Origin of the sequence: Rheinheimera muenzenbergensis, from assembly GCF_036984005.1 — a bacterium.
In the GTDB taxonomy this organism is placed as follows: Bacteria; Pseudomonadota; Gammaproteobacteria; order Enterobacterales; family Alteromonadaceae; genus Alishewanella; species Alishewanella muenzenbergensis.
The window spans coordinates 18,766-44,929 of record NZ_JALAAR010000009.1 but is presented as its reverse complement, the minus strand read 5'-3'; the positions used below and the strand labels follow the sequence as shown (position 1 = coordinate 44,929).

Genomic DNA, 26,164 nt, shown 5'->3' with positions numbered 1-26,164 from the left:
TATTTATAAAAAACCGCGCTGAGCCAGCAGCGCCATACTGACACCGCCGCTGCTGGCAGCGTTGTCTTTGTTAAGTAACCGTTCGAGATATCGGGCGATAATGTCGACTTCCAAATGCACGACAGTGCCAGGCTTAAACTGGGCAATAGTGGTATGCGCGGCCGTATGTGGCACTATAGTTAGCCGAAAGGCATCCTTTGTCAGTTCGTTCACAGTAAGGCTAATGCCATCGACTGTTACTGAGCCTTTGTGGGCAATGTAATGGGCCAGTTGTTTTGGCAGTGCCAGCCAAACCTGCCAGGCGCGACCGCTTTGTTCAATTTTAACCACGGAGGTAACACCATCGACATGGCCGCTAACAATGTGCCCGCCCATACGGGTGGTCGGCAACATGGCTTTTTCCAGGTTGATCACCTGCCCGGTCTGATATTGAGCAAACAAGGTAAGCGCCAGCGTCTCCGCTGACACGTCCGCATCAAAACTATGCTGGCCAAGCCGGGTCACGGTTAAACACACACCGTTGCTGGCGATACTGTCGCCCGGTTTAACGTCACTAAAATCCAGCTGTTCGCTGCTGATCGTCACGCTGATATCGCCGCCACGCTGGCGGATAGCTTTTAGCTGGCCTGTGGCCTCAATAATACCTGTAAACATAGATTACCCCATTAGGCTGTGACGGCAGCATTAAACCGCGCTGTCAGGCGGATGTCCTGCCCTACCATGCGTACATCTGTCCAGCTCAGCTCAGGCACGTCAGCCAGAGCCTGAAACTGTGGCAGCACCGCCAGTGGCTGCGCCGTATTACCCAGCAGCTTAGGTGCTAAATATACAATCAGCTCATCCACCAGTTGCAGCTGCAATAAGGTCCCCGCTAAGGTGGCGCCGGCTTCTACCCATAAGGTATTAATTTGTTCCCGTACCGCCAGATGTTCCAGCAATGCCGGTATATCAAATTGCGCATTACTGTCTAACGGGCAATGAATTTGTCTGGCGATATTGGGCAACTGCCGGCTATTTTCAACCTTGCTGACACATAACAGCACTTCTCCGCCGTCAGCAAATATTGCCAGTTTGCCGTCCAGCAAGCCGTTGCGATCAAGGATCACCCGCTTAGGTAGGCGTAGCTCACCGTTTTCCAGCCTGGCAACACTATGCTCTAATTGCTCTGGGCGTAAATTTAGCCGGGCATTATCAGCGATAACAGTCGTGGCCGTGGACAATACAGCGCAGCTTTGCGCACGATAATGCTGCACATCCGCACGGGCTGCTGCGCCGGTCAGCCATTTACTGTCACCATTTGCTAACGCCGTGCGCCCATCCAGACTGGCAGCCAGTTTTAATTGTACATAAGGACGCTGGCGTTCCATCCGGCTTAAAAAACCAGGGTTCAACGCTCTAGCCTGTGTGTGCAGCAACCCGGTTTCAACGGTGATACCGGCTGCACGTAGCATAGCAACGCCCCGTCCGGCTACTTGCGGGTTAGGGTCCTGCATGGCAATTACTACCCGGGCAACACCGGCTGCAATCAGTGCTTCAGCACAAGGTGGCGTACGGCCATAATGGCTGCACGGTTCCAGTGTGACATAGCAGGTGGCGCCCTGAGCGGCAGCACCGGCTTCGCGCAGTGCAAATACTTCAGCATGCGGACCACCCGCTTGTTTGTGATAACCAGTGCCTATCACTATGCCGTTGTTAACCAGCACAGCGCCAACATTCGGGTTTGGGCTGGTGGTATAGCAGCCAAGCGCCGCCAGTTGGATAGCTTGCGCCATAAAAGCGGCATCGCTGGCACTGAACATCAGGCTTTTTCCCCTAAACGGGCAATTTCTTCACCAAACTCACGGATATCTTTAAATGAGCGGTAGACAGAGGCAAAACGCACATAGGCAACTTTATCCACTTTAACCAGCTCGTCCATAATCAGGTTACCCAAGAGCTGGCTGCCGACTTCACGTTCACCGGTAGCCCGCAACTGAGATTTAATTTTATTGATCAGCAGTTCTATTTGCTCGGTTGACACCGGCCTTTTTTCTAACGAGCGCAGCAAGCCACTGCGTAACTTGTCTTCGTTAAACGGTTCGCGTGAGCCATCGCGTTTAATGATACGCGGCATCACCAACTCAGCCGATTCAAAAGTCGTAAAACGCTCATGACACGCCAGACATTCCCGCCGGCGGCGCACCTGGTGGCCGTCAGCGACCAACCTGGAATCTATTACCTTGGTATCATCAGCATTACAAAACGGACAGTACATTATAAAACCCCGCCAAGCCGTCCAAAAATCCAATTAAGCTCAGGCCAGATAAAGAAATGGCCGCAATAGCGGCCATCATAGCACTTAATCAGCGCTTAGGCATAAACAGGGAAACGGCTGCACAGTTCAGCCACCTGAGCACGAACTTTGTCAATTACCGCGGCATCGCCACGGCTATCCAGCACGTCACAAATAAAATTAGCTACCGTACGCGCTTCTGCTTCGTTAAAACCACGACGGGTAATCGCAGGTGTACCGATGCGCAAACCAGACGTCACAAAAGGTGAACGCGGATCATTAGGTACCGAGTTTTTATTTACCGTGATGTGCGCCTGGCCCAGCCATGCATCAGCTTCTTTACCGGTAATGTCTTTATCAATTAAATCCATCAGGAACAGATGGTTTTGCGTACCGCCAGACACTATTTTGTAGCCGCGGGCCATCATGGCGTCACACATCGCCACAGCGTTATTCAGCACTTGCTGCTGGTAACTTTTAAACTCTGGTTGCAGTGCTTCTTTGAAAGCTACAGCTTTAGCCGCAATAACGTGCATCAAAGGGCCACCCTGGCCGCCCGGGAATACCGCAGAATTAAGTTTTTTCTCAATTTCTTCGTTTTTACGCGCCAGGATTAAACCACCACGCGGACCTGCCAGTGTTTTGTGTGTTGTGGTTGTAACCACATCGGCAACAGGTACAGGGTTAGGATACAAACCGGCGGCAACTAAGCCAGCAACGTGCGCCATATCTACCATCAGGTAAGCACCGACTTTATCGGCGATGTCACGAAAACGCTGCCAGTCAACTATGCCAGAATAAGCGGAGAAACCAGCGATAATCAGTTTTGGTTTATGTTCCAGCGCTAACGCTTCGGCCTGATCATAATCGATCACGCCGGTTTCCGGGTGCAGGCCATATTGCACCGCTTTGTACAGTTTGCCTGAAGAGCTGACATGAGCACCGTGCGTTAAGTGACCGCCATGTGCCAGGCTCATACCTAAAATAGTGTCTCCGGCGTTTAACAGCGCCAGAAACACGGCAGAATTTGCCTGCGAACCTGAATGCGGCTGCACGTTAGCGTAATCGGCGCCAAACAACTCTTTAGCGCGGGCGATAGCCAGATCTTCAGCAATATCAACGTATTCACAACCACCGTAATAACGCTTGTGCGGATAACCTTCGGCATATTTGTTGGTCAGTTGAGAGCCTTGCGCCTGCAGTACGCGTGGGCTGGCGTAGTTTTCTGACGCGATAAGCTCGATGTGCGCTTCCTGACGGTCAGTTTCGTTGGTAATGGCTTGCCATAATTGCGGATCAAAATCGGCAATATTCATATCACGCTTTAACATGCTCTCTCCTGGCGCGGCTTACACGCTTAGTCTTAATAAAATCGGATCTTAACAAATACAGTTTTTCATAAAAATGCAGCACAAAAAACGGGCTGATAAAATTGGCCGCTATTCTACCGCTAAAAAAACCTTTATGCACTTAGAATTTAGCCATCTAAACGTCTGCTGATAAAAAAGCCTTGCTGTCATCGCTACGCTGCTGTGGCGCACACTTTACAATCAACACAATACCACCTAACATACTGTATATATACACAGCAATGGTAAGCCAATGCGCAAAATAATACATATTGATATGGATTGCTTTTTTGCTGCGGTAGAAATGCGCGATAACCCGGCGCTAAAACACCTGCCGCTAGCCATCGGTGGAGCACGCCAGGCACGTGGTGTTATTTCTACCTGCAATTACCCTGCCCGCGCCTATGGTGTGCGCTCAGCTATGCCAACTGGCCAGGCGCTGAAATTGTGCCCGCAACTGACACTATTAAGCGGCAATATGGATAAATACGTTGCTGCAAGCCGACAAATTCGCGCTATTTTTGCCCGTTACACCGATCAAATTGAGCCACTATCTCTGGATGAAGCCTATCTGGATGTCACTGACTGCACGTTGTTTCAGGGCAGTGCTACCCGTATTGCCGATGATATTCGCCGCAACATTTTTTTAGAAACGGGTCTGACGGCCTCTGCCGGTGTGGCACCAAACAAATTTTTGGCCAAAATTGCCAGCGACGAAAATAAGCCCGATGGCCTGTTTGTTATTACGCCAGCTGAAGTCAGTGAGTTTGTTAAGCGCTTGCCATTGCAACGTTTGCCCGGCGTTGGCGTAAAAACAGCTGAACGGCTAAGCCTGCTTGGGCTACACAACTGTGCCGATATTGCAGCTGCCCCGCTGCCACTGCTGATAAAACATTTTGGCGCTCAAGCCGATAATTTACTTAAGCGCAGCCAGGGCATTGACGAGCGGGCTGTCTGTTGCAATGAACAACGCAAATCGCTCGGCGTAGAGCGTACCTTAGAACATGATTTAACCCAGTATACCGAGTGCGTTGAAACCTTAAGCCAACTATTACCTCAACTGCAACGCCGCTTGGACCATTACAGCAATACTGCCGCCGGGCGGCTGACGCCGGTGCAAAAAGTGGGCGTTAAACTTAAATTCAGTGATTTTCGTCAAACTACGGTAGAAAAACAGGGCCAGCCATTACAACTGGATAAACTATTGCCATTGTTAGATGAAGCCTGGCAAAGACGTTCTGAACAAGGCGTTAGGTTAATAGGCTTACAAATTGGCTTTAAAACGAATGCTTTACAGCAACTCTCTCTGCCATTTTAATGTATCTGTGATTTATAGCAGCGACTAAGGCAGGGCCAGAAAACAGAAAACCGGCCAAAAGCCGGTTTTACGCTAACCTGACCGGAATTATCCGATTACAGTTACGTTCTCAGCCTGAGGGCCTTTCTGACCTTCGGTGACTTCGAAAGTCACTTTCTGACCTTCAACTAACACCTTACGGCCGGTACCATTGATCGCACGGAAGTGAACAAATACATCTTTGCCACCTTCACGCTCAAGGAAACCGTAACCTTTCTCATCGTTGAACCATTTAACCGAACCGGAAATTAACTGTGACATAACACTCTCTTACATTAACTAATTTTGCCAGTGTGCTGGCGTCTTAAATATTACCGGCCATATCAGGTAGCAAGTACATATTTTCGCCTTCATTATCAGTTAAGCATTATGAAGGGTCAATAAGCTGGCTAACTGAACAGAAAAAAAATTCTCTGTGGCCGTATCAGCCAACTGACACTAAGGCTGATAACCCTGTGTAATCAGCCTGGCTGAACACACAATTTTAGTGTAGCAGCATTAATGCTGAAAAAATAACCAGAAAGTGTAATTATTTTTTCCGTCTAACCGGCGCCAATCCATCATCTCCGCCTTCAAAGAAAGCCGGCTTGGTTTTAACCGGCTTCTTCGGGCTTTTCGCAGTAATACTGTTAGCAGGTGCTTTTTTCTTTACTGCTGTTTTGGTTTTTACCACTGCCAGCTGGCGAATATCTTTTTTTGCTTCTAATCCGGCTATCTGGCTAAACTCAACCGGAGTGCGCAATAGTGCTTCTATTCGCTGCAGCGCTGGTGCATCTTTGGGCCCCACTAAAGAAATAGCATCACCTTTATGCCCAGCCCGGCCTGTGCGGCCAATACGGTGAATATACTCTTCTTCATGTTTGGGTAAATCGAAATTCAGTACGTGCGATACCTGTAATAAATCCAGCCCGCGTGAGGCTAAATCAGTCGTCACCAGCACCTGATATTTACCTGCTGAAAACGCCTGCATTACGCTGTTACGGGCGACCTGGCTTAGTTGACCACTTAAACTGACCGCGGTTAAACCTAAAGTTTCACACAATGCCGGTAAACGCTCCGCATCGGAGCGGGTTGCGGTGAAAATAATGACCTGATTTATCGCTTCCTGTTGCAGAAAATGACTTAACAAGGCTTCTTTATGGCTTAAATTGTCTGCCATATAAAAGCGCTGCCGGATGTCCTGATGCTGCTGATAACTGGTTCCTACGGCTACCCGATAGGGGTTTTTCAATAGCGTCAGTGCCAGTTCGCTGACTTCGGCATGGTCCAGTGTTGCTGAAAACAGTAATGTCTGACGCAGCCGATGATCTGCCGCTTTATTGATCATGCTCAGCTGTGGCATAAAGCCCAAATCCAGCATGCGATCTGCTTCATCCAGGATCAGTACTTCAAGACCGTTGATAAATACCGACTTGTGTTCCAGATGATCAGCAAAACGTCCCGGCGTCGCCACGACAATGTCAGGTTCGCGCTTGAGCAGTTTTTCCTGATCATTAAAGTTTTCTCCACCGACAATCAGCGCAGAGGTCAGTGGCGTATTCGCCACAAATAACCTGAGCTGAGCATACACCTGTTTTGCCAACTCACGAGTGGGCGCCAGTATTAATGCCCGCGCATCGCGTTTTGACAACGGCCGGCTTTTTAATAACCGTTGCATCATCGGCAGTAAATAAGCCAGGGTTTTACCAGAGCCGGTTTGCGACGACACAATAAGATCACGCCCTACCATTACTGCAGGTATAGCTTCGCGTTGGATCTCAGTAGGTTTGTCAAAACCCAAGTGCTGCACAGAACGCAATAAGCGTGGATCAAGCGATAAATCAGTAAACAAAGGAAACCTCAAAAAACGGCATTAACCGCTATATGATAACCGATGCAGCGCCATCGCGTTAGTTTGATTTCTCCAACAGCGGGCTTTGCGCTACTATAAGCGCATTACCAAGCGTGACAGTACTATAGGACACTACATGAGTAACGCGTTAAAAGAGCAATTATTAAAAGCCGGCCTGGCGGACGCCAAAAAGTTAAAAGCCGTTAAAAAAGCCAAACATCAGGAAAAAGTACAGGCCGGTAAAAATAAAGCTGTGGTCAACGAAGCCAGTGTGCTGGCAGAGCAAACCCGGCAACAACAGGTCGCACGTGACAGAGAGCTTAATCAGCAAAAACAAGCCGAGTTGCAAAAAAAAGCTATCGCCGCTCAGGTTCGACAGCTCATAAATAACAACACTATTAAAGCGCAGGGTGACGTGGCCTATAACTTTACTGATGGCAAACTGGTTAAACGCATATATGTGAACAACAAGCTACATGACGAGCTAAGCCGGGGTTTACTGGCTATCGCCAAGCAAGACGAACAATATGCGCTGGTACCTGCTGCAGTTGCAGAAAAAATTCAACAACGTCAGAGCGATAGCATTATTGTACTGAATGTAAAGCAGCAGCAAGTCAACGAAGACGACCCTTACGCTGATTACCAGATCCCAGACGATTTAATGTGGTAACCCATTAACTCAGCTATGGCAATACAGCGACCTACGCAACTGGTGCAGGCCAGCATCAGCGAAATGCGGCAATTACAAAGCTGGTTTAATAATGCCGGGCAACAGCATAGCTGGGGCGGTGATAACTTTACCTATCCCTGCACTGAGCAACTGTTTTTATCACTGTTAAACCGCCCCGCGACAGACAGCTACAGTCTTATTGACGCCGATACCGCGAACTTAGTTGGCTTCGGTCAAATTTGTGATCGTTTCGGCTGCCATCATCTTGCCCGTCTGATTATTGCACCGGGTTGTCGCGGGCAGGGCCTGGCTAAAACGCTGTTATGTGAATTGTTTATTAAAGCGCGGCAGCAGCCGTCTCGGCCATTTTCGTTGTACGTGCACCGGCACAACCAGATTGCAGTCGAACTTTACCGTAAAATGGGCTTTGCTGTCACAGAGCCACCGGAAGCTGAAAATGCACGGTTATTCTTTATGACATTAAATGCTGACCAGGCCGCAGTGTTGGCTAACAACTACCTGAGTCAGTGTTAACTGCCCCCTGACGCGCACTGACGCCTTTAACTGACTGAGCAAATGCCGGCTCAGGTTGCCATTTTGGTCTTACCGGAGTAAGCGGGAGTTCGCGTTTACGGGCTACCAACAAATAACTGCTGCCAACAAAGCTCAAATAACGCTCGAGCCAGTGTTGATAGCGGCTGTTATCGTGTTGTTCGGCTAACAACGCCGAGCAGAAAAAACGCTGTTCAGCTAACACTTCAAAGCCAACCAGGTGCAGCCAGTCAATAACACGCGATGCACTAAAAAATCGTCCCTGCCAGGGATAGCGGCTGCGACAGGGTGGCCATGCCTTCATTAAACCCACAGCACTGTATGGGTTTACACCGGTAAGCAGCAAGTAACCATCAGACAGTAACACCCGGTGTGCTTCACGGACAACATGATGAGGATCGGCTGAAAATTCAAGACAATGGCTCAGTAAAACTGCATCGACACTATTACCGCTGACAGGTAAAGCATCGGGCTGCGCCCGTAACATCGCCGCGGGGCTTTGGTTACCAATGGCAATATGCTGCTGAACCTTACTGGCACTGGTATCAATTTCACAGCTCAGGTCGCCAACCTTCAACAGGTAATAACCAAATATCTGCTGCCACCAGGGTGCCAACTGCGCCACTATAGCTGCAGACAGCGCATCGCCCTGGCGAAATTGACGCCAACCCGAGGGCACTATGTGGTCTTTTTCGCTCAGTGCCGGTTTCATGCTACATTGTTACCAGATTGAATTTCACAGAACATCATTATGCTTCAGATTACACCTATACCGGCATTTGAGGATAACTATATTTGGGCTTGCTGTCAGCCCGGCTCGCCATTTTGCCTGATTGTCGACCCGGGCGATGCCGATGCCGTGCAACACTTTCTGACAACCGAAAACAAAATTCTGCACGCGATACTCGTTACCCATCATCACCGGGACCACATAGCGGGTATAGCCGCACTGCGTCGGGCCTTTCCTGAAGTACGTGTTATCGGCCCCAAAGCTGAAGTGTCACGTATAGCCGATCTGAACGAATGGGTAAGCGATGGTGATGAAGTTGATATAACCAAGCTGGATATCCGTTTTAAAGTTAGCGCAGTACCTGGCCACACTCTGGGCCACATTGCATTTTATTCAGCGCCGGTACTGTTTTGTGGCGATACGCTGTTTAGCGTGGGTTGCGGTCGTTTATTTGAAGGCAGTCCGCAGCAGATGTGGCAATCTTTAACACTATTGCAGTCCTTACCGGACGACACCCTAGTGTACTGCAGCCATGAATATACATTGGCAAATATCAGGTTTGCCTTAACCGTCGAGCCCAATAATCAAGATCTGCTGGAATATGCGGCGCTGTGCCAGACTTTACGCCAGCAAAGTCAGCCAACTTTGCCTGCGCTGCTGGCAAAAGAAAAACAAGTTAATCCGTTTTTACGGTGTAATAACAAAGATTTACAACAAGCCTGGCGGCAAGGATCTGCGTTGGAGCTGTTTACGGCAATCAGACGGGCAAAAGATCAGTTTACCGGTTGACTTGCAATCAGTTGCCGAACAGGTAACATTCGGTTTTTTAGAAGTGGAATTACGTGATGTCAAACAGATTATCTGCTGCAGTTTTAGTTGCTTTACTTTCCGGCTGTGTCAGCACCAGTACACCAGACGACGCCAGTCCAACGGCAAAAAACAGCCCCAAATCAACGGCAGATTTTCATCACAACGCAGCCTCAGCCCAACAAGTAGCACTGAGATTGTTAGCCGGTACGGACGCAACGTTAGATGAAGCGCCGCAACCGGATGCAACTGAACTGGAAGATCTGTGGCAACGTATTCAGATGCAGCTGACCTTCACTGTACCTCAAACAAGACCAATCGTCGAGCAACGCAATTTTTACAGCCGGCATCAGGCTTACCTGGACCGTGTTGCTGGCAGAGCGCAACCGTTTTTATATTTTATCGTCCAGGAAATCGAAAAACGCAATATGCCGCTTGAGCTGGCATTGCTACCCATAGTTGAAAGTGCTTTTGATCCTTTTGCCTACTCGCACGCAGCGGCTGCCGGCATGTGGCAATTTATGCCGGCGACAGGCAAACGCTTTGGTTTAAAGCAAAACTTTTGGTATGACGGCCGGCGTGACGTTATTGCTTCAACCCGGGCGGCACTGGACTACCTGCAGTTTTTACATGACCGGCTCGAAGGAGATTGGTTAAATGCCATCGCGGCCTATAATTCTGGCGAAGGTCGTATTTTAGCTGCCATCAAACGCAACAAACAGAAGCGGTTACCTACCGATTTCTGGTCACTTGATTTACCGGCAGAAACCACAGCTTATGTGCCAAAGCTATTGGCATTGGTTGACATATTAAAACGGCCGGATGATTTTGACATCGTTTGGAAATTTATTGCCAACGAGCCGAAGATCGCCGTAGTAGATGTCGGTGCCCAAATTGATTTAGCCATAGCCGCCGACTTAGCCGGTTTAAATGTGTCTGAGCTGCAGGCACTTAACCCGGGATTTAATCAGTGGGCTACCGATCCTGACGGGCCACACTACCTCGCCCTGCCCCAGCATAGCGTAGCCGGATTTCAACAAAAACTGGTGCAAACGCCAAGCCAGAGCTGGGTACGTTTCAAACGCTACACTATTGCCAAAGGTGATACCCTGGGCAAAATAGCCAGAGCCCATAACACCAGTACAGATGCCATTCAGCGTATTAATAAACTTAAAAGCAATACCATTCGCCTGGGCCAGCATTTGCTGATCCCAACCGCATCATCAGATATATCCGACTATGAGCTAAGCTCTGCTAATCGTATAGCGCGTGCCCAGCAACAGACAACAGGCAACAAGCTGACCTATACTGTACAGCAAGGTGACACCTTATGGGATATCAGCCGTGAGCATAAAGTCAGTGTCGAGCAACTGACTAAATGGAATGGCATAGCGCAACGCGCACCGCTGCGCCCAGGACAAAAGTTGGTGATAGTAGAACAAACTACGTCTGACAGCCGCAGTGTTGGTATTTCGCGCACGGTAACTTATAAAGTGCGCAAAGGCGACTCACTGGCGCGGATTGCACAACGTTTTAGTGTCAGTGTGTCAGATATTGTTAAATGGAATCAAATTGATACCAACAATTACTTGCAGCCTGGTCAACAACTTAAATTAATTGTCGGCCTGACGCAGGTATAACACGGAAGGCGAAAATGAGATCCTGGTTGCTTGCTGCACTGTTATTTACCATGCCAGTACAAGCGCAGTTTGACATTGACGGCGAAGGAAAAGTCTCGCTGGTAAATGGCAGCGAGCAAGTTTTTGATTTCGGCTTTAGTTTTTTCCGTCAGGATGGTACTTATCGTTTTATCGTTGGCCGTTACAGCCTCGATGTACATACGGTACCGCAAAAATACTCACTGTCACTGATACTGCAAGATGACAAGCAAGTCTGGGTACCTGATTTTATTAACGAACCCCTGCTGAGCTTTGAACTGCAAATAGAGCAGTATCACATACGTTTGTTTCAGGATCCTGAAGCCAACTCCAAGGGCAACTTTATTCTGCAGTTAAATGACGAGCGCTATCAGTTTAGCCGTGGGCCAGGCCAGATCAATTTTTTGTTTACCGAAAATGGCATCAAAGATGTGCGGGTAGAAGGTATGTTTAAGCCGCGACGCTAAGCTTACTCTTTTTGCAGTTGCAAAGCCGGCACTACACCCGAGCCAATACATAATAGCGGTGCCAGCAAAGTAAGCCACCAACCGGAATAAAATACCAAACCGTGCCAGAGCATAAATATCGCAGCACAAAGCTGAAATACCACACCAAATATGCCGGCGTATAGCAACCCCCGGTTTAACCACCTCTTCGGTACATGTAATAACATCATTTTTACCACTTACTACTACGCTGCTGCGCTTTAAGGCTTTAGCTTAACCTGCCGGCATCAGCCGGCGTTAATCCATTTTTGTACTGCTGATGTCAGCTCGTCCGGGTGAAATTTTGCAATAAATTGATCGGCCCCCACTTTGGTGACCATCGCCTGGTTAAATACCCCGCTTAAAGACGAATGCAAAATAATATGAATTTTGCGTAAATTTTCATTCGACTTAATTTCACTACACAGGGTGTAACCATCCATTTTGGGCATTTCGATATCAGACACTAATAACGGTATTTGTTGGGCAAAGTTGTCACCCAACTCTTCTGATTTTCGCATTAACCACTGCAAAGCTTCACTGCCGTCATTCGCCAGTTCTACCTTGACGCCAATTGCGGCCAGAGCACGTTTAACCTGGTTGCGGGCCACGGCTGAATCATCTGCCACTAAAACTGTGATCTGTGATAAATCAACCGCGGATGCCTGTTGTTTTACACTGTCACTCACTTCTTCATTCACCGGACAAATCTCAGCAAACACCTTTTCAACATCGAGAATTTGCACCAACTTTTTATCAATTTCGGTTACCGCAGTCAGATAATGTGATTTACCGGAACCTTGCGGTGGCGACTGTATCTGCTCCCAGTTCAAGTTAACAATGCGATCAACACCACCGACTAAAAACCCCTGTGTATTGCGGTTGTACTCAGTAACCAGAATATAGGCGGACTTCAGATCCTGCAGCGGTTTGCCGCCGGTGGCCTGACTCATATCAATAACCATCACCGGTACACCACGCAAATGGGCAATACCACGGACACAAGGGTGAGAGCCTGGCATATCAGTTAAATCAGGACACTGAATGACTTCACGAACTTTGAAAACGTTTATACCGAAACGTTGTTCACCATGCAGCCTGAATAACAGCAACTCAAGTCGGTTTTGTCCGACCAAATTAGTACGCTGGTTCACTGATGCCATTAAATTACTCATAATTCTCGCCTTTTTTTGAGCAAATGCTTAATTAGGATAATGCCAGTATAACCAAGATGCCAGCAGAACACACAAGGATACCCGGCTTTTTATAAGCATAGGTGACATTAGCTAATCGTCTAGTTAAACGGCGTGAAACAACAATGCCGGTCGTAAAACCGGCATGTTAGTTGTAAGGCTATTGGGCGTCCGGTTGCTGCTCCGGCGCAGCTAACGCAAAGGCGGCCAATTGCAGGCAATTATGCTGCACAGCCATAATAGTGGGAAACGCGGCCATATCGAGGGCAAAACGCTGAGCGTTATACACTTGTGGTACTAAACAAATATCTGCCAGTGTAACCTCATCGCCAAAACAATACTGTCCTGCACTCTGGCGTAGTCGCTGTTCCACTGCAGTAAAACCAGTGCGCAGCCAGTGTTTTATCCAATCATTTTTGGCAGCGTCAGTGACGGCAAGCGGGCCGCTTAAGTACTGCAATACCCGCAAGTTGTTCAGCGGATGAATATCACAGGCAATGTCCAACGCCAGAGCCCGTACCTGAGCCTTAGTTGCGCTGTCTTGCGGCAATAAAGCCGGACTGGGATACATCTCGTCCAGATATTCAATAATCGCTAACGATTGATTAAGGCTGATATCGCCATCAACCAGGGTTGGCACCAGCTCAGACGGGTTTAATGCTTTATAGCTGTCACTGTGTTGCTCGCCGCCATTTTTTACCAGATGTACCGGCAGGTTTTCAAAACTCAGCTGCTTTAAATTCAGCGCTATGCGCACGCGATAGGCTGCTGAAGAGCGCCAATAGCCGTAAAGTTTCATTGCAAGTCCTTAAGATACCAAGCTTCGAATACGCGGCGGCTGCGTATATTTTTTCTGCGACTCGCCGTAACCCCATCCTGAGGGCTGTTAATGAGTTTCATCCCTGAAACCCACCGTTGCGGCCAGCGACGCTGTCTAAATCCGCTCGTGGCGCCTTTGTCACGCCATCCTGGCCTGCAACAGTCGCAGAAAAAAGTACATTCGCATCCGCTTGCTAAAGGTTAAGCTTTATATTGCACCACTTGCTGGTCGATGGCACCAAAGATACTGTTGCCCTCTGCATCCAGCATTTCCATGCGGATGGTATCGCCAAACTTCATAAAAGAGGTCGACGGCTTGCCATCGCGAATGGTCTCAATCATACGGATTTCAGCAATGCAGCTGTACCCGACACCGCCTTCATCAACAGCAGTACCATATTCGGTACCCTGCTTATTCGATACTGTGCCCGACCCTATAACCGCACCAGCGCCTAAATTACGGGTTTTGGCCGCATGGGCAACTAACTGGCCAAAATCGAACGTCATATCAATACCGGCGTTTGGTTTACCAAACAGTTTACCATTATAAGTAGACAACAATGGCAAATGCACCCGGCCATCACGCCAGTTGTCGCCCAACTCATCCGGTGTAACCGCAACCGGACTAAAAGCCGACGCCGGTTTAGACTGGAAGAAGCCAAAGCCTTTAGCCAGCTCGTTTGGAATAAGCCCCCGCAGCGACACGTCATTTACCAACATCAGCAAACGGATTTTACTGCGCGCTTCGTCAGCACTGCAGGCCATTGCTACGTCATCGGTAATAACGGCAACTTCACCTTCAAAGTCAATGCCATAGTCTTCACTTACCACTTCTACCTGGTCGCGCGGGCCGATAAAATCATCTGAACCGCCCTGATACATTAATGGATCGGTCCAGAAGCTTGGCGGCATTTCCGCGTTACGCGCCTTGCGTACCAGCTCGACATGGTTAACATAAGCACTGCCGTCTGCCCACTGATAAGCGCGGGGTAAAGGTGATTCGCACTGCGCTTCGTCAAACGCCATTTCGCCGTCTACTTTGCCATTGTTCAGTGCCTGATAGACTTCATGCAGTGCCGGGCTTAGCCGGCTCCAGCTATCCAGCAGTTGTTGCATCGTTGCAGCTACCGCCGGTACTGCCACGCAGCGGCTTAAATCACGGCTGACGACCACCAGCAAGCCATCACGGCTGCCATTTTTTAAACTTGCTAACTTCATTATTATTCCTTAGCCTGCTCAGGTTTAACTTTCCAGCTATTCACATATTCCGGGTTTTCGGTGGCCAAAGCGGCTTCGCCAATCTCCAGCGCATCGCGGGTATCCAGCATTACCGCCACTTCATCGGTAAATTTCTTTTTATACTCCCGTCCTGCCGCAAAGGCTTTTGGATGCGGGCCATGGGTGAAACCAGCCGGATGGAAAGTAACCATACCTTTTTCAATATTATCGCGGCTGAAAAAGTCACCGGCATGGTAAAACAACACTTCATCATAATCGTCATTGTTGTGATAAAACGGTACTTTTAATGCCCCCGGATCACTTTCAATCGGTCTGGGTACAAAGGTACACACCACAAAGCGCTGCGCCACAAAGGTAGTATGCGCTGACGGCGGCAAATGATAGCGGTGGCTCATCAGCGGTCGGATATCACGCCAGTTAATGCGCATTACCGCTAAATCACCATGCCAGCCAATGGCGTCCAACGGGTTATACGGGTAAGTAATGACCGATACCTGGCCATGACGTTTTACCTCTACCTGCCATTGCTGTTCGCTATATTGCGCTTTAAAAGCATCGTCAATTTTTGGCGTATCCAGCATCGCCGGGTCAAAAATTGCGTGGTTGCCTACCAGGCCTTTTTCCGGCAGCTGATAGCTGTCGTTAGTAGCTTCAACCAACAGGATAAACATCGGCTCTTTTGGCTCCAGCCGCCACATGGTAGAGCGCGGAATAACAATGTAATCGCCGTCGCGCACTGTCATATGGCCGTAGTCGCAATACAGCTCAGCACTGCCCTCATGGATAAACAGCAGCTCGTCGCCATCAGCATTACGCACCAGTTTGCTCATTTTGTCGTTTAAACGCCAGGTGCGCATCTTACAATGCGCATTAAACAGCAAATTGGGTACCGCCCATGGCGAATTCGAGCTGTCTGCACCTATGTCATTAAAATTAAACAGATGCGGTCGCAAAGGGCCTTGCCAGTCCGTCCAGCCGGTTGGCGCATGACGATGATGAAAGTGCGTGGCCGGACCAAAAAATCCGCTGCGGCCCGTTTCGCGCTCATAAATCGCCTGCTCCGGAAAGTCGGCATGCGCCTGTCTTGATACATCTCCTTCCTTTAACGGAAACGATGCCCATTTACGCATTGCTTAACACTCCGCGCTGAATTTGATCTTCTTCAATCGATTCGAACAGTGCTTTAAAGTTACCTTCGCCAAAGCCTTCATTGCCTTTGCGCTGAATAATTTCAAAAAACACCGGACCAATTACCGTTTTAGTGAAAATTTGCAGCAAAATACCGTCTTTCATCGGTGCGCCGTCGATCAGAATACGTAAATCGCGCAGCTGATCTAAATCTTCGTCATGCCCCACTACCCGGTCGTTTACTTTGTTGTAATAGGTATCAGGTGTTGGCATAAAATCCATGCCACGGCTGCGTAGGGTACGCACGGTTTCATAGATGTTATCTGAGGTCAGCGCGATATGCTGGATACCTTCACCTTTGTATTCGCGGATAAACTCTTCAATCTGTGATTTATCATCTGACGATTCGTTAATTGGAATACGAATTTTGCCGCAAGGCGCAGTCATAGCTTTTGACACCAGGCCAGTTAATTTGCCTTCAATGTCAAAATAACGGATTTCGCGGAAGTTACCGATATTTTCATAAAAACCAGCCCAGACATTCATATTGCCGCGCATTACGTTGTGGGTTAAGTGGTCCAGCACTTCCAAACCTACGCCGTGTTTGGCCATGTCGACCTGCCAGTTGTCATAGTATTTAAAATCAATGTCATACACTGAACTGGCACCATAACGGTCAACAAAATACAGCAGGCTGCTGCCAATACCATACACCGCCGGGATATTCAGCTCCATCGGACCAATTTGGTTTTTGTACTCTTTAGCACCGTTAGCAACAGCATGTTTTAAAGCCTGAGCAGCATCTTTAACCCGGAACGCCATAGCGCATACGCTTGGGCCATGAACCCGGGCAAACTCTTCTGCCTGCGAGTTAGGCTCAGCATTAACGATAAAGTTAATGTCGCCCTGCTTATACAGCCAGGCTTGTTTTGAGCGGTGCTTTGCAACTTCAGTAAAGCCTAATGAATAGAACAGCTCTTTTAATTTCTGAATGCCGTCGGCATCTGCAGCGGTATATTCAACAAACTCGAAACCATCAGTTCCCAGCGGATTAATTTTATCTGTCATTGTCTTGTCCTTGCTACGTCTTAGATGGCGCTAATAATGCGCGCGCCAGAAAAAAAAGGAAGAGGGCCAATGAAGGCAGTGAACATGGGGCTGACAGGCACTTTTGTAAAGTTGGCAATACAATTTGGTAACTTTGGCTAATTTAGCAACAAAAAAGGCCGCCAACTCAAGTTGGCAGCCTTACAAAGGTACAGTTTATTGCACAAAGTGTAGTTAAATTTTGACAGTCTTCCGATTTATGCCGTAATCACGCAGTTTATTTGCAACAGCGGTGTGGCTTAAACCCAGTTTTTTCGCCAGCTGGCGCGAACTCGGGTAGGCCGGAAACAGCTTACGCAGCAAATTCGCTTCAAAACGCTTTACCGCTTCGTCCAGCGTGCCGTCAAAGTCCTGCTCTAAATAGCCAAAATCATTGTTGTAGCTTGGTAGTTGTAAGTGTTCTTTATCCAGTTCGAAGCCATCTAACAATGTTATAGCCCGATATAGCGCATTTTCTAACTGACGCACATTACCCGGCCAAGGATAGCTTTGCAAAAAGCTGGCACAACTGTCAGTCAGTTTCGGCGCTTTACGCCCCTGTCTGGCAGCAAAACGGGCGATAAAAAACTCAGCCAGTGGTACCACATCCTGTTTGCGTTCGCGCAGTGCCGGTAAAGCCAGTGTCAGTACATTCAGACGGTAAAATAAGTCCTCGCGGAATTTACCTTCCTGCACCATTCCCGGCAGATCTTTTTGCGTAGTGCAAATCACCCGCACATCAACTTTGACTTCGTTCTCATCGGCAACACGGCGAAAACTGCCATCCTGCAAAAAGCGGATCAATTTGGTTTGCAATGAATGCGACATTTCGCCGACTTCATCCAAAAATACCGTGCCGCCGTTGGCTTGTTCAAAAATGCCTTTTTTACTGTCAGAACTACCAGGGAAAGCATTGGCGCCATAACCAAACAATTCAGACTCAGCGACGTTATCCGGCAAGGAGGCGCAGTTCAGTGCCAAAAACGGCTTGCCCGACCGGCTACTGGCAGCATGACAGGCCCGTGCTAACAGTTCTTTGCCGGTACCGGTTTCACCCATGATCAGGATCGGCGCATCCAACTGCGACATTTTTTTCGCTTCACGCACCACTTTGCGCATTAAATTGCTGTGCGCCTGCAAGGTATTAAAGCTCTCCTGATCGCCCTTTTTAAACGCCACCATATGCTGGCCCAACCGGCTTTCAGATTTTAAGTTAATCACGGCGCCAGCCAGAATTTCATGACCGGTTTCATCTGGAACCATTACCGGCAATATATCGGCGACAAAACGCTTGCCGTGTATTTCCAACCGTCGGGTTTGAGCCAGAACGTCGTCACCTTCAAGCCAGCGCTGAAAATTAAACCCTTTCACCATCCCCTGTAGTGATTGCCCGACGATAGCTTCATAAGCGACAGCCAAAACCTCTAACGCGGCATCATTAATAACAGTGACATTGGCTTTGCTATCAATAGCAATCAGGCCATCGGGTAAGGTTTTAAGTAAAGTAGACAGTTCGTTGTGCTCGCGCTCAGACGGCAAAAAAGCGGTGGTTTTCACATCTTCAACGCCGGTGATGCGGCGCATCTTTGCCATTAGCTCCTGAAACTTCTCAAAATTTAACGTCGGAAAAGATACATACATCCGACCCAGACCGGGATCAACTTCAATCCCACGCAGGTCAAGTTGATAACTTACCAGTACATTTAATACTTCCTGCGCCAGCCCAAGCCGGTTCTGACATTGAATTTCTAATCGCATATAGGCAAAAGTCCCGCACGAAAACAGTGAGCTGCATAATACGGTATAATGCTAATAACAGACCAGCAGTTTTGTAAAGATATGTGAACAAATGCGGTGATCCGCAGTTGAATGCGACCAGTTACAGCGGAATGAAACAAAGTAGTAGAACAACATAGCACAGTTGCCAACAAGCTGCTGCTGTGCTTTATTAGCGCGGCAGGTCAGACAGTTAGCAGTGCGTCAGTTTTAGCCGCACAGATAAAATCATTCTTATGCAACCCCTTGATGGAGTGTGACCACCAGGTCACCGTTAACTTACCCCATTCCAGCAACAACGCCGGGTGATGGCCTTCTGCTTCGGCAAGTTCTGCCACTTTATTGTGAAACGCCCAGGCCAGTTTAAAATTTTTAAATTTAAACTCACGCTCCAGCTGCAAAATGCCGTCACGTACCTGCGGTGTCCAATCAGGGATCTGACGCATTAACTCCGGTAACTCAGCGTCAGATACCTTAGGTGCATCGGCTTTGCACGCTTCACATTGCATTGTTTTTAATTCAGACATGGTTATTCCTAACTTGCTTGTTTTTCTTTAGGTGGAAATTTCGGTGCATGCAATCCCAGGGCTTTAGCCTGCTCTACCAGCGTCATCATATCGAGATGAGCTATATCAAACAGCTGATCGATGCGGTCAATCATAAAATAAACAGGCTGCATAATGTCTATTCGATATGGAGTGCGCAGCACATCCAGCGCATCAAAGACTTTACGTTCTGGCACGGTAGAATCCAGCGCATAATGGGTTTCACCCGGTGAAGATAAAATACCGCCACCATAAATTCGTAAACCCTCTGGTGTATTCAACAAACCAAATTCAATGGTAAACCAATACAGCCGCGCCAGGTACACACGATCCTGCTTACTGGCTGCTAAACCCAATTTGCCGTATATGTGGGTAAATTCGGCAAACGCCGGGTTGGTTAGCATGGCACAATGGCCAAAAATCTCATGAAAAATATCCGGCTCTTGCAGATAATCAAACTCTTCGCGGCTACGGATAAAAGTCGCCACCGGAAAGCGTTTATTAGCCAGCAATTCAAAAAACTTATCAAAACTTATTAAGGCCGGTACTTCAGCGCATTCCCAACCGGTAGTGGCGCGCAATACTTTACTGACTTCTTCTAATTGCGGAATACGATCGGTTGGCAGCTGCAGTTTTTCCAACCCGGCCATGTATTCCTTACAAGCCCTGCCTTCAACAACACTTAGCTGTCGATTTATCAATTCATGCCAAATCTGATTTTCTTCAGCTGACCAGGCAATAAAGCCATTTTCGTCTGACTGACGTGATACGTACTTACTCGACTTACTCATATACAACCTGTTGAATAAAGTGTGATACGGGAGTGTCCCGCTTGCCCGCTGCCGCGTTGTTATAATGATGTCGGCAGGCAATTAGTTAAGGCGGATACTAAGCGATAGTGAAGCAGCTGTTAATCTGCTGGCAGATTTAGTTAGCTGTTCAGGCGTAAAGAATGGATTACAGGGCTGCGCCGGGCAGAGCACAGTGGCATCGTAAAGCTGCCACTGTGCCGGTAGTGTCGCTATTGCTTGGCTGTTTTACTGGCTTTTAATAAATCAATCTGACTTTTCGATAGTCGAATAACGCTGCCAGGATAAGGACGACCGCCGGGGTAATCCCAATCTTTCGGCCGGCTTTCCTCGACAATTTGTTTAAAATGATTACAGATGGCTCTGGATGGCGTCATACCTAGCTTTTTAGCATAAGCGGCTAAATAGTTCGGCTCAGCACCTTCATTGCTTAGTAAACAGTAGGTCTCGGTTGAATATACCATTTCCTGATCAGTTTCGGCATTGGCGGCTCCCATGAACAGTGCAGCAGACAATACCATACAGGTTTTTATCGTTTTCATAGTTATCCTTCGAATTTTAATACCGACGCAATCAGCCGCGTCCCATTAAAACTAGTCTAAGTTCACCATAATGCTACTGCTGTCAGTTTGAATTTTGCTGCCTGGTTTGCATCTGCTGCAACGCCTGTTGTAAGTCAGCAATAATGTCATCGACGTGCTCTAAACCCACCGATATACGAATTAAGCCGTCACTGATACCTGCCATTTGCCGCTCTTCTGCTGTATAGGGGCTGTGGGTCATTGACGCCGGATGTTGGATCAGTGATTCGGCATCCCCCAGGCTTACCGCCAGACTGAGCAAACGACACTGATTGATAAAGTACCGACTGTCGTCCAGGTTGGCGTTTAACTCAAACGCCAGCACGCCACCCGCCGCTTTCATTTGATTACCAATAAATTTATACCCAGGGTGCGATGGCAAACCAGGATAATACACATCGCGCACCGCAGGATGTGCCTGTAAAAATTCCGCTACTGTCTGCGCGTTACTGCAATGGCGTTCCAACCGTACTGATAAGGTTTTTAAACCACGGATAATCAGCCAGGCATCATGCGGGCTGATGGTTGCCCCCATGTCTTTTAATGTGGTCAGTTTTATCGTGTTAATGGTTTGGGCATCCGATACAATCAGCCCCGCTACCACATCTCCATGGCCATTGAGATATTTAGTCGCACTATGCACGACGATATCGATGCCGTATTCGGCCGGCTTTTGCAGCAACGGCGTCATAAAGGTGTTATCAATAACCGAAATCAGTTGATGACGGCGGCAAAAATCACCAATAAAAGTCAGGTCCAGCACCACCATATTTGGGTTAATCGGCGTTTCAGCAAACAGCATTTTGGTATTGGGCTTAACAGCCTGTTCAACTGCGGCATGGTCTGTCATATCAACAAAGCTGACGTCGATACCATAACGGGCAAACATATGGTTAAACAACGCAAAGCTGCAGCCATAGATGGCTTTACTGGCAATCAGATGATCGCCCTGCTGTAAAAAGGCCATAGTACTGGCGGCAACTGCGCCCATGCCGGTGGCCGTAGCTGCCGCATCAGCCATGCCTTCCAATGCGGCTATTTTCAATTCCAACTCGCGGGTCGTTGGGTTGCCCAGCCGGGTGTATATGTAACCTTCCGCTTCACCGGCAAAGCGGGCAGCGCCTTGCTCGGCGTTATCGAAAATAAAGGTAGAACTTTGATACAGCGGTGTGGCTAAAGTACCGTGTTGATTTTTTTCTTTCCCAGCGTGAATACACAGGGTTTCGGCTTTTTTATTATTGTCATGCATAAAGTTACTGCTACTGATAGTTAAAGTCGCAGTAACAAATAGCAGAAACTACTGGTAATGGAAGCGTGCCAGACATCTTGCAGTCTGTAACGGCAAGTTTTAGCTGGTTTAACTGTCAGCTTTAGTTTGCACTGAGCTGTTAAAGCGCTGTAATAACGCGCCGCTAAGCGTTTTAATGCTAACCCTTGCTGTTTTACCGGCAGGCAAAGGCCGCAATTGTTGCTGTGCCAAATTACCCAACCTGGCCAGCAGTAAACCTGCGATCACGCCCTGACCAGCACGTGCTGACAATTTCGCCGTTAGCTCACCACCAATTACATCCGACGCCATATCCAACGCCAGCTCTGAGCCTCCGGCCCACAATAAAGCGGCCAGCAATCGCTTTATCAGCAGCAAGCTGCGCAGTTGGCCGATAGCACTACCATACAATTGCGCCAATTCACGCATTAAACGACTGGCGCGCCACAGTACCAGCAACATATCAGCCAGGGCAAAAGGGCTGATGGCAACCGCCAGACTGGTGTCGGTAGCGGCGCGGTACACCAACTGCTGCGCCTGCTTATCCAGCTCTGACAAAACAAAATGTTCAAATAGTTGCAGCTGTTCTTCGTCGCTATGTTGCCCTTGCAGCGCTTTTTGCCATTGCGCCACTGCCGCCGTTATTGCCGGAGTAGACGGCAAACTGGCAACAATCTGTCGGCATAATGGTTCTGCTTCGCCAAACTGCACGCTATGACGAATACGCTGTGCACTCTGATGCCACTGCCGGTTACGCGCCAATCGACGCCATAGCTTTAACTCGCGCCATAGCACGCTCACCAGCAACAGTAATAAGGAGGCGCTGATAAGGCTAAGCAGAGCGCCTTGCAGTATGCTGTGTTGCCAGCTTTGTTGCAGCGTTAATCCCCATTGCCAGACCGATAACAGCACTATAGCCAGCAGCGTAACGCCGGTCAGACGCCACCACCACATGCTGGGCGTACTTAGTTTTACCGGTGCAGAGCCACTGTCGGCGACAAAATCGTCGTCATTGTAATAACCGGCTGGTTTTAATTCAGTGGGTTTTAATGCTGACGTTTCAACCTTAACGCCCTGGCAGTCAAAATGCTGTGCTGGTTTTAATTCGCTCATCGTAATTTATCTCCCAGCAAAAACTGCAATACATGGTCCATCCGCACGTGCGGCAAGGCCTGGCCATCCTGCCACGGCAGAGGCCGCAGCGGGATAAAGTCAAACTTGTGTTGATTAAACAACGCCTGATCGGGGATGGATGATGGCACTTCGCCCGGAAAATATGTCACAGCCTGCTGTGCCAAATCGGTACCGCTGATGCAGGGCTGAGCCAGCCCATCAAGCCGGACAAAGCCACTGTCGCTGGCCCGGATTGCCGCTATGGCCATCGCTTCTGTCGTGGCGGCCTGATACTGGCTGTGTTTTAGCGGCTGCTGCAACAGTTGCTGTAATAGCAGAGTCAGCGCTTTATGTTGCTCAGGCGTAACGTGGTCGGCTTTACTGGCAGCGAACAATACTTTGCTGATTTTTGGTGTAAACAACCGGTTTAGCAGGCTGGACGGGCCATAATTAAAACTCTGTAAAATCAGCCGCAGCGCCTGCTGTAATTCCATCGTTGCCGCAAAACCGGCATTTAATGCAGACAAACAATCTACCAGGATCACCTGACGATCCAACGAAGCAAAATACTGGCGGTAAAACGGCTTAATGACGTGCTTGCAGTAACTGTTGTAGTGCTGCGTCAGTTTTGCTACCAGAGCCGTGTTTTGCTCAACCTGCGCAGGTAACAGCGGAAATAACTGCAACATAGGAGCGCCGGCCAGAGTACCGGGTACCAACAAACGACCGGGCTGGTTTAAATAAGCACCGGATAAATTATGGTATTGCTGCAATAATTGTTTATAGCTGTCTGTCAGCTGCTGTACGTACAGCTCGCCATCATTGGCTAAATCTGCGTCTTGCAACTGCTGTAAAAATGGCTGTGTCAACGCCGCCCGGTGCTCTCGACTGAATAACTGCCAACTGAACTGACACCACTGGGCGTAACTCATATCCAGCAAGGGTAAGTCCAACAACCATTCACCGGGATAGTCAATAATGTCCAGCGCCAGCTCACTGTGTGACTGCAACCGCGCCCTTATGCCCGCCGCAGCTTTATAACGCAGCTGCAACCCCAGACGGCTACTGCCGATGGTCGACGGCGGCCACTGTGGCGGCTGTTGCTGCAGGTATTGCAAATTTTGCTCCAGCGGGAAACGCGGCATGTCCGGTAACTGTGACGCCAGCTTACCGCCCAGGTAGCGGCGTTCACGCACCACATCAAAAAATGGCAGGTTGTCGGGCAAATCGCCCTGGGTTAGCTGATGCACCAAAGAAGTGATAAAAGCGGTTTTGCCACAGCCACTCAGTCCGGTTACCCCAAGACGAATATGACGATCAAAGGCACGATGTGTTAAATCGTGCCTATGCTGTTGGATTTTCTGCAATAAACTCATCAGGTTACAAGATACCCTACAGGCTGTTAAACTCGCGGTTTAACTGAAACTTAGCTGACGTTACATGGCGTTCCATATCGCGTAAGCGTAACTCTAAGCCATTAAACTGGCTGCTCAGATGCTGTAAAGCATCTTTGGGGGCTTCACCGCGTTGCCACAGCCGGGTTTTTACCTCTACCACCTTCTCCGTTTGCGGGCTTAAGTCAGCCGTAGTACTGGTTTTGAAGGTGGCTTTGGACTTTTTTTCTAACACTACCCAGGCAGCAATGTACAGTACTAACACCAGGCCACCAGCACCCAGGAAAAAGGCAGATATGGTGATTATGCGTACCAGCCACAATTCCCAGCCAAAGTAGTCAGCTATTCCGGCGCAGACGCCGGCAATCTTGCCATTGGCGTCATCGCGCAGCAGTTCACGTTTTAGCTTAGTCATGCTGCGATCTCCAGTTTGGACTTTCCGCATCTAATATCGCTTCCAGCGTTTTGATGCGGTCTGCCATTTTCTCTGCCCGCTGAGCCAGATCGTTTAACTGTGTCAATTCCTGATCTGACAAGCCCTGCCCCATTTTATTCTTACTGCGGTAATGCATTATGACCCAGATAGGTGCCACAAAAATCATAAACAGTATAAACGGGATGCCAATGACCTCTGATATTTCCATGTCGACTCCTGAACGCCTGAAGATCAGGCGTCTTTATCTTTTTGATTCACTTTAGCTTTTAAGGCAGCCAGCTCATTATCTATTTTGTCCTGTGCTGCCAGTTCGGCAAACTCGTCTTTCAGAGTTTTCTTACCTAAATCATAGGCTTCAACCTGAGCTTCCAGCGTATCAATTTTTTGTTCATAGCGCTCGAACTTGTACATCGCATCGTTGATGCGGTTGCTGTCCAGTGTCTTTTTCACTTCCAGACGTGACGCCACTGTTTTCTGACGCATCAGCATCGACTTCTGCCGTGCTTTGGCATCTGCCAGTTTTTCCTGCAATTGCGCCACTTCATCCTGAAGTTTGCTGATGTGTTCATCCAGATTCGCAATGTCAGCAGCAACCGTTTCAGCTTGTTCAGCGGCCTTTTGCCGTTCAATCAGCGCTGCCCGGGCTAAGTCGTCACGCTCTTTGCTCAGTGCCAACTCAGCTTTAGCCTGCCAGTCAGACGCTTCTTCCTGCAAGCGGTTAACTACGCGCTGCAGTTCTTTTTTCTCGGCAATGGTTTTAGCCGAAGATGACCTTACCTCTACTAAGGTGTCTTCCATTTCCTGAATAATCAGCCGTACCATTTTTTCCGGATCTTCGGCTTTATCTAACAGGGCGTTAATATTTGAATTCACAATATCTGAGAAGCGTGAAAAAATACCCATAATGTTTACCTCTTGATTGACTAGTTAAGTACAACCTTGTCTATTCAGTTTCCTTGCCAACTTTACAAATTAATTTAAAGCTATGTTTTATAATGTTTTTTATTTATTTTGCGTTTATACTTCTGCTAACCGGCATTATGAAATACACTACTAATTAGCCAATT

At 48.5% G+C, this 26,164-nt stretch carries 29 protein-coding genes; 6 read left to right on the top strand and 23 right to left on the bottom strand.

All coding sequences use genetic code 11. The annotated features are described in order from the left end of the window. Window positions 1–3: 3 nt before the first annotated feature. The 4 genes from MN202_RS11590 to glyA form a co-directional block, all read right to left on the bottom strand. Window positions 4–654 carry a riboflavin synthase gene (locus MN202_RS11590; RefSeq protein ID WP_335736285.1) on the bottom strand — a complete coding sequence of 217 codons (651 nt, stop codon included), beginning with the start codon at window positions 652–654 and terminating at the stop codon, window positions 4–6. 11 nt (window positions 655–665) lie between these two features. After that, on the bottom strand, window positions 666–1,799 hold the full coding sequence (ribD, locus tag MN202_RS11585) for a bifunctional diaminohydroxyphosphoribosylaminopyrimidine deaminase/5-amino-6-(5-phosphoribosylamino)uracil reductase RibD (protein WP_335736284.1): 1,134 nt from the start codon (window positions 1,797–1,799) through the stop codon (window positions 666–668). Then, a complete protein-coding gene (nrdR, locus tag MN202_RS11580) occupies window positions 1,799–2,254 on the bottom strand; it encodes a transcriptional regulator NrdR (RefSeq protein WP_335736283.1) in 456 nt (151 codons plus the stop codon). The genes ribD and nrdR overlap by 1 nt, the downstream gene beginning before the upstream one ends. Window positions 2,255–2,349: 95 nt before the next feature. Further along, window positions 2,350–3,603, bottom strand: a complete 1,254-nt coding sequence (glyA, locus tag MN202_RS11575; RefSeq protein ID WP_335736282.1) for a serine hydroxymethyltransferase — start codon at window positions 3,601–3,603, stop codon at window positions 2,350–2,352. Between the two features lie 271 nt (window positions 3,604–3,874). On the opposite strand from glyA, the gene dinB reads away from it, so the two are divergent. Next, window positions 3,875–4,939, top strand: a complete 1,065-nt coding sequence (gene dinB / locus MN202_RS11570; RefSeq protein WP_335736281.1) for a DNA polymerase IV — start codon at window positions 3,875–3,877, stop codon at window positions 4,937–4,939. 87 nt (window positions 4,940–5,026) lie between these two features. Here dinB and MN202_RS11565 read toward each other — a convergent pair whose 3' ends face one another. Beyond that, complete coding sequence (locus tag MN202_RS11565) at window positions 5,027–5,239, bottom strand: cold-shock protein (RefSeq protein ID WP_335736280.1); 213 nt, start codon at window positions 5,237–5,239, stop codon at window positions 5,027–5,029. Window positions 5,240–5,507: 268 nt separating this feature from the next. Beyond that, the gene (locus MN202_RS11560) at window positions 5,508–6,809 is read right to left on the bottom strand and encodes a DEAD/DEAH box helicase (protein ID WP_335736279.1); all 1,302 of its coding nucleotides are present in this window, start codon (window positions 6,807–6,809) and stop codon (window positions 5,508–5,510) included. 136 nt (window positions 6,810–6,945) lie between these two features. Here MN202_RS11560 and MN202_RS11555 point away from each other — a divergent pair, with 136 nt between their 5' ends. Together MN202_RS11555 and MN202_RS11550 are read left to right on the top strand one after the other, a co-directional pair. Further along, window positions 6,946–7,479 carry a DUF2058 domain-containing protein gene (locus MN202_RS11555; protein WP_335736278.1) on the top strand — a complete coding sequence of 178 codons (534 nt, stop codon included), beginning with the start codon at window positions 6,946–6,948 and terminating at the stop codon, window positions 7,477–7,479. Between the two features lie 15 nt (window positions 7,480–7,494). Next, complete coding sequence (locus MN202_RS11550; RefSeq protein WP_335736277.1) at window positions 7,495–8,013, top strand: GNAT family N-acetyltransferase; 519 nt, start codon at window positions 7,495–7,497, stop codon at window positions 8,011–8,013. On the opposite strand, the gene MN202_RS11545 is transcribed toward MN202_RS11550, so the two are convergent. Then, window positions 7,988–8,743: a methyltransferase domain-containing protein gene (locus MN202_RS11545; protein WP_335736276.1), complete on the bottom strand. Its 756-nt coding sequence runs from the start codon at window positions 8,741–8,743 to the stop codon at window positions 7,988–7,990. The genes MN202_RS11550 and MN202_RS11545 overlap by 26 nt on opposite strands. A 39-nt stretch (window positions 8,744–8,782) precedes the next feature. Here MN202_RS11545 and gloB point away from each other — a divergent pair, with 39 nt between their 5' ends. The 3 genes from gloB to MN202_RS11530 are packed head-to-tail and all read left to right on the top strand — an operon-like array spanning window position 8,783 to window position 11,693. Continuing rightward, window positions 8,783–9,550, top strand: a complete 768-nt coding sequence (gloB, locus tag MN202_RS11540) for a hydroxyacylglutathione hydrolase (RefSeq protein ID WP_335736275.1) — start codon at window positions 8,783–8,785, stop codon at window positions 9,548–9,550. Between the two features lie 56 nt (window positions 9,551–9,606). Then, a complete protein-coding gene (locus MN202_RS11535; RefSeq protein WP_335736274.1) occupies window positions 9,607–11,208 on the top strand; it encodes a LysM peptidoglycan-binding domain-containing protein in 1,602 nt (533 codons plus the stop codon). 14 nt (window positions 11,209–11,222) lie between these two features. Then, window positions 11,223–11,693, top strand: a complete 471-nt coding sequence (locus tag MN202_RS11530; protein WP_335736273.1) for a hypothetical protein — start codon at window positions 11,223–11,225, stop codon at window positions 11,691–11,693. A gap of 2 nt (window positions 11,694–11,695) precedes the next feature. Here MN202_RS11530 and MN202_RS11525 read toward each other — a convergent pair whose 3' ends face one another. The 16 genes from MN202_RS11525 to pspA all read right to left on the bottom strand — a co-directional run bounded on the left by MN202_RS11525 (window position 11,696) and on the right by pspA (window position 26,000). Continuing rightward, window positions 11,696–11,902, bottom strand: a complete 207-nt coding sequence (locus tag MN202_RS11525) for a hypothetical protein (protein WP_335736272.1) — start codon at window positions 11,900–11,902, stop codon at window positions 11,696–11,698. A 57-nt stretch (window positions 11,903–11,959) separates the two neighbouring features. Beyond that, window positions 11,960–12,886 carry a chemotaxis protein CheV gene (locus tag MN202_RS11520; protein WP_335736271.1) on the bottom strand — a complete coding sequence of 309 codons (927 nt, stop codon included), beginning with the start codon at window positions 12,884–12,886 and terminating at the stop codon, window positions 11,960–11,962. A gap of 178 nt (window positions 12,887–13,064) precedes the next feature. Beyond that, window positions 13,065–13,703 carry a maleylacetoacetate isomerase gene (gene maiA, locus MN202_RS11515; protein ID WP_335736270.1) on the bottom strand — a complete coding sequence of 213 codons (639 nt, stop codon included), beginning with the start codon at window positions 13,701–13,703 and terminating at the stop codon, window positions 13,065–13,067. 221 nt (window positions 13,704–13,924) lie between these two features. Continuing rightward, the gene (locus MN202_RS11510; protein WP_335736269.1) at window positions 13,925–14,941 is read right to left on the bottom strand and encodes a fumarylacetoacetate hydrolase family protein; all 1,017 of its coding nucleotides are present in this window, start codon (window positions 14,939–14,941) and stop codon (window positions 13,925–13,927) included. Window positions 14,942–14,943: 2 nt separating this feature from the next. Further along, complete coding sequence (locus MN202_RS11505) at window positions 14,944–16,092, bottom strand: homogentisate 1,2-dioxygenase (protein WP_335736268.1); 1,149 nt, start codon at window positions 16,090–16,092, stop codon at window positions 14,944–14,946. Continuing rightward, complete coding sequence (gene hppD / locus MN202_RS11500; protein WP_335736267.1) at window positions 16,085–17,158, bottom strand: 4-hydroxyphenylpyruvate dioxygenase; 1,074 nt, start codon at window positions 17,156–17,158, stop codon at window positions 16,085–16,087. Before hppD ends, MN202_RS11505 begins: the two co-directional genes overlap by 8 nt. A 213-nt stretch (window positions 17,159–17,371) precedes the next feature. Continuing rightward, window positions 17,372–18,934 carry a transcriptional regulator TyrR gene (gene tyrR / locus MN202_RS11495; RefSeq protein WP_335736266.1) on the bottom strand — a complete coding sequence of 521 codons (1,563 nt, stop codon included), beginning with the start codon at window positions 18,932–18,934 and terminating at the stop codon, window positions 17,372–17,374. 203 nt (window positions 18,935–19,137) lie between these two features. Next, window positions 19,138–19,479 (bottom strand): 4a-hydroxytetrahydrobiopterin dehydratase, encoded by a 342-nt coding sequence (locus MN202_RS11490; protein ID WP_335736265.1) that lies wholly within the window; start codon window positions 19,477–19,479, stop codon window positions 19,138–19,140. Between the two features lie 8 nt (window positions 19,480–19,487). Beyond that, window positions 19,488–20,288, bottom strand: coding sequence for a phenylalanine 4-monooxygenase (phhA, locus tag MN202_RS11485; RefSeq protein ID WP_335736264.1), 801 nt, complete (start codon window positions 20,286–20,288; stop codon window positions 19,488–19,490). Window positions 20,289–20,518: 230 nt separating this feature from the next. Next, window positions 20,519–20,848, bottom strand: a complete 330-nt coding sequence (locus MN202_RS11480) for a hypothetical protein (protein ID WP_335736263.1) — start codon at window positions 20,846–20,848, stop codon at window positions 20,519–20,521. An 82-nt stretch (window positions 20,849–20,930) separates the two neighbouring features. Continuing rightward, window positions 20,931–22,136: a trans-sulfuration enzyme family protein gene (locus MN202_RS11475; protein WP_335736262.1), complete on the bottom strand. Its 1,206-nt coding sequence runs from the start codon at window positions 22,134–22,136 to the stop codon at window positions 20,931–20,933. 108 nt (window positions 22,137–22,244) lie between these two features. Next, window positions 22,245–23,267 carry a TIGR01620 family protein gene (locus MN202_RS11470; protein WP_335736261.1) on the bottom strand — a complete coding sequence of 341 codons (1,023 nt, stop codon included), beginning with the start codon at window positions 23,265–23,267 and terminating at the stop codon, window positions 22,245–22,247. Next, window positions 23,264–24,643 carry a YcjX family GTP-binding protein gene (locus MN202_RS11465; RefSeq protein WP_335736260.1) on the bottom strand — a complete coding sequence of 460 codons (1,380 nt, stop codon included), beginning with the start codon at window positions 24,641–24,643 and terminating at the stop codon, window positions 23,264–23,266. The genes MN202_RS11470 and MN202_RS11465 overlap by 4 nt, the downstream gene beginning before the upstream one ends. 16 nt (window positions 24,644–24,659) lie before the next feature. Continuing rightward, window positions 24,660–25,076, bottom strand: coding sequence for an envelope stress response membrane protein PspC (gene pspC, locus MN202_RS11460; protein ID WP_335736259.1), 417 nt, complete (start codon window positions 25,074–25,076; stop codon window positions 24,660–24,662). Then, window positions 25,069–25,305 (bottom strand): envelope stress response membrane protein PspB, encoded by a 237-nt coding sequence (gene pspB, locus MN202_RS11455; protein WP_335736258.1) that lies wholly within the window; start codon window positions 25,303–25,305, stop codon window positions 25,069–25,071. Before pspB ends, pspC begins: the two co-directional genes overlap by 8 nt. 23 nt (window positions 25,306–25,328) lie before the next feature. Further along, window positions 25,329–26,000 (bottom strand): phage shock protein PspA, encoded by a 672-nt coding sequence (gene pspA, locus MN202_RS11450; RefSeq protein ID WP_335736257.1) that lies wholly within the window; start codon window positions 25,998–26,000, stop codon window positions 25,329–25,331. Window positions 26,001–26,164 lie beyond the last annotated feature (164 nt).

Coding starts and splice junctions, on each gene's coding strand:
- MN202_RS11565 (WP_335736280.1), bottom strand. CDS start 5,239: ATGTCACAGTTAATTTCCGGTTCGGTTAAATGGTTCAACGATGAGAAA.
- MN202_RS11505 (WP_335736268.1), bottom strand. CDS start 16,092: ATGCGTAAATGGGCATCGTTTCCGTTAAAGGAAGGAGATGTATCAAGA.
- MN202_RS11550 (WP_335736277.1), top strand. CDS start 7,495: ATGGCAATACAGCGACCTACGCAACTGGTGCAGGCCAGCATCAGCGAA.
- gloB (WP_335736275.1), top strand. CDS start 8,783: ATGCTTCAGATTACACCTATACCGGCATTTGAGGATAACTATATTTGG.
- MN202_RS11480 (WP_335736263.1), bottom strand. CDS start 20,848: ATGAAAACGATAAAAACCTGTATGGTATTGTCTGCTGCACTGTTCATG.
- MN202_RS11545 (WP_335736276.1), bottom strand. CDS start 8,743: ATGAAACCGGCACTGAGCGAAAAAGACCACATAGTGCCCTCGGGTTGG.
- MN202_RS11530 (WP_335736273.1), top strand. CDS start 11,223: ATGAGATCCTGGTTGCTTGCTGCACTGTTATTTACCATGCCAGTACAA.
- MN202_RS11520 (WP_335736271.1), bottom strand. CDS start 12,886: ATGAGTAATTTAATGGCATCAGTGAACCAGCGTACTAATTTGGTCGGA.
- dinB (WP_335736281.1), top strand. CDS start 3,875: ATGCGCAAAATAATACATATTGATATGGATTGCTTTTTTGCTGCGGTA.
- tyrR (WP_335736266.1), bottom strand. CDS start 18,934: ATGCGATTAGAAATTCAATGTCAGAACCGGCTTGGGCTGGCGCAGGAA.
- MN202_RS11590 (WP_335736285.1), bottom strand. CDS start 654: ATGTTTACAGGTATTATTGAGGCCACAGGCCAGCTAAAAGCTATCCGC.
- maiA (WP_335736270.1), bottom strand. CDS start 13,703: ATGAAACTTTACGGCTATTGGCGCTCTTCAGCAGCCTATCGCGTGCGC.
- glyA (WP_335736282.1), bottom strand. CDS start 3,603: ATGTTAAAGCGTGATATGAATATTGCCGATTTTGATCCGCAATTATGG.
- hppD (WP_335736267.1), bottom strand. CDS start 17,158: ATGACAGATAAAATTAATCCGCTGGGAACTGATGGTTTCGAGTTTGTT.
- phhA (WP_335736264.1), bottom strand. CDS start 20,288: ATGAGTAAGTCGAGTAAGTACGTATCACGTCAGTCAGACGAAAATGGC.
- MN202_RS11475 (WP_335736262.1), bottom strand. CDS start 22,136: ATGCATGACAATAATAAAAAAGCCGAAACCCTGTGTATTCACGCTGGG.
- ribD (WP_335736284.1), bottom strand. CDS start 1,799: ATGTTCAGTGCCAGCGATGCCGCTTTTATGGCGCAAGCTATCCAACTG.
- pspA (WP_335736257.1), bottom strand. CDS start 26,000: ATGGGTATTTTTTCACGCTTCTCAGATATTGTGAATTCAAATATTAAC.
- MN202_RS11535 (WP_335736274.1), top strand. CDS start 9,607: ATGTCAAACAGATTATCTGCTGCAGTTTTAGTTGCTTTACTTTCCGGC.
- nrdR (WP_335736283.1), bottom strand. CDS start 2,254: ATGTACTGTCCGTTTTGTAATGCTGATGATACCAAGGTAATAGATTCC.
- MN202_RS11490 (WP_335736265.1), bottom strand. CDS start 19,479: ATGTCTGAATTAAAAACAATGCAATGTGAAGCGTGCAAAGCCGATGCA.
- MN202_RS11510 (WP_335736269.1), bottom strand. CDS start 14,941: ATGAAGTTAGCAAGTTTAAAAAATGGCAGCCGTGATGGCTTGCTGGTG.
- MN202_RS11470 (WP_335736261.1), bottom strand. CDS start 23,267: ATGAGCGAATTAAAACCAGCACAGCATTTTGACTGCCAGGGCGTTAAG.
- MN202_RS11525 (WP_335736272.1), bottom strand. CDS start 11,902: ATGATGTTATTACATGTACCGAAGAGGTGGTTAAACCGGGGGTTGCTA.
- MN202_RS11555 (WP_335736278.1), top strand. CDS start 6,946: ATGAGTAACGCGTTAAAAGAGCAATTATTAAAAGCCGGCCTGGCGGAC.
- pspB (WP_335736258.1), bottom strand. CDS start 25,305: ATGGAAATATCAGAGGTCATTGGCATCCCGTTTATACTGTTTATGATT.
- MN202_RS11465 (WP_335736260.1), bottom strand. CDS start 24,643: ATGAGTTTATTGCAGAAAATCCAACAGCATAGGCACGATTTAACACAT.
- pspC (WP_335736259.1), bottom strand. CDS start 25,076: ATGACTAAGCTAAAACGTGAACTGCTGCGCGATGACGCCAATGGCAAG.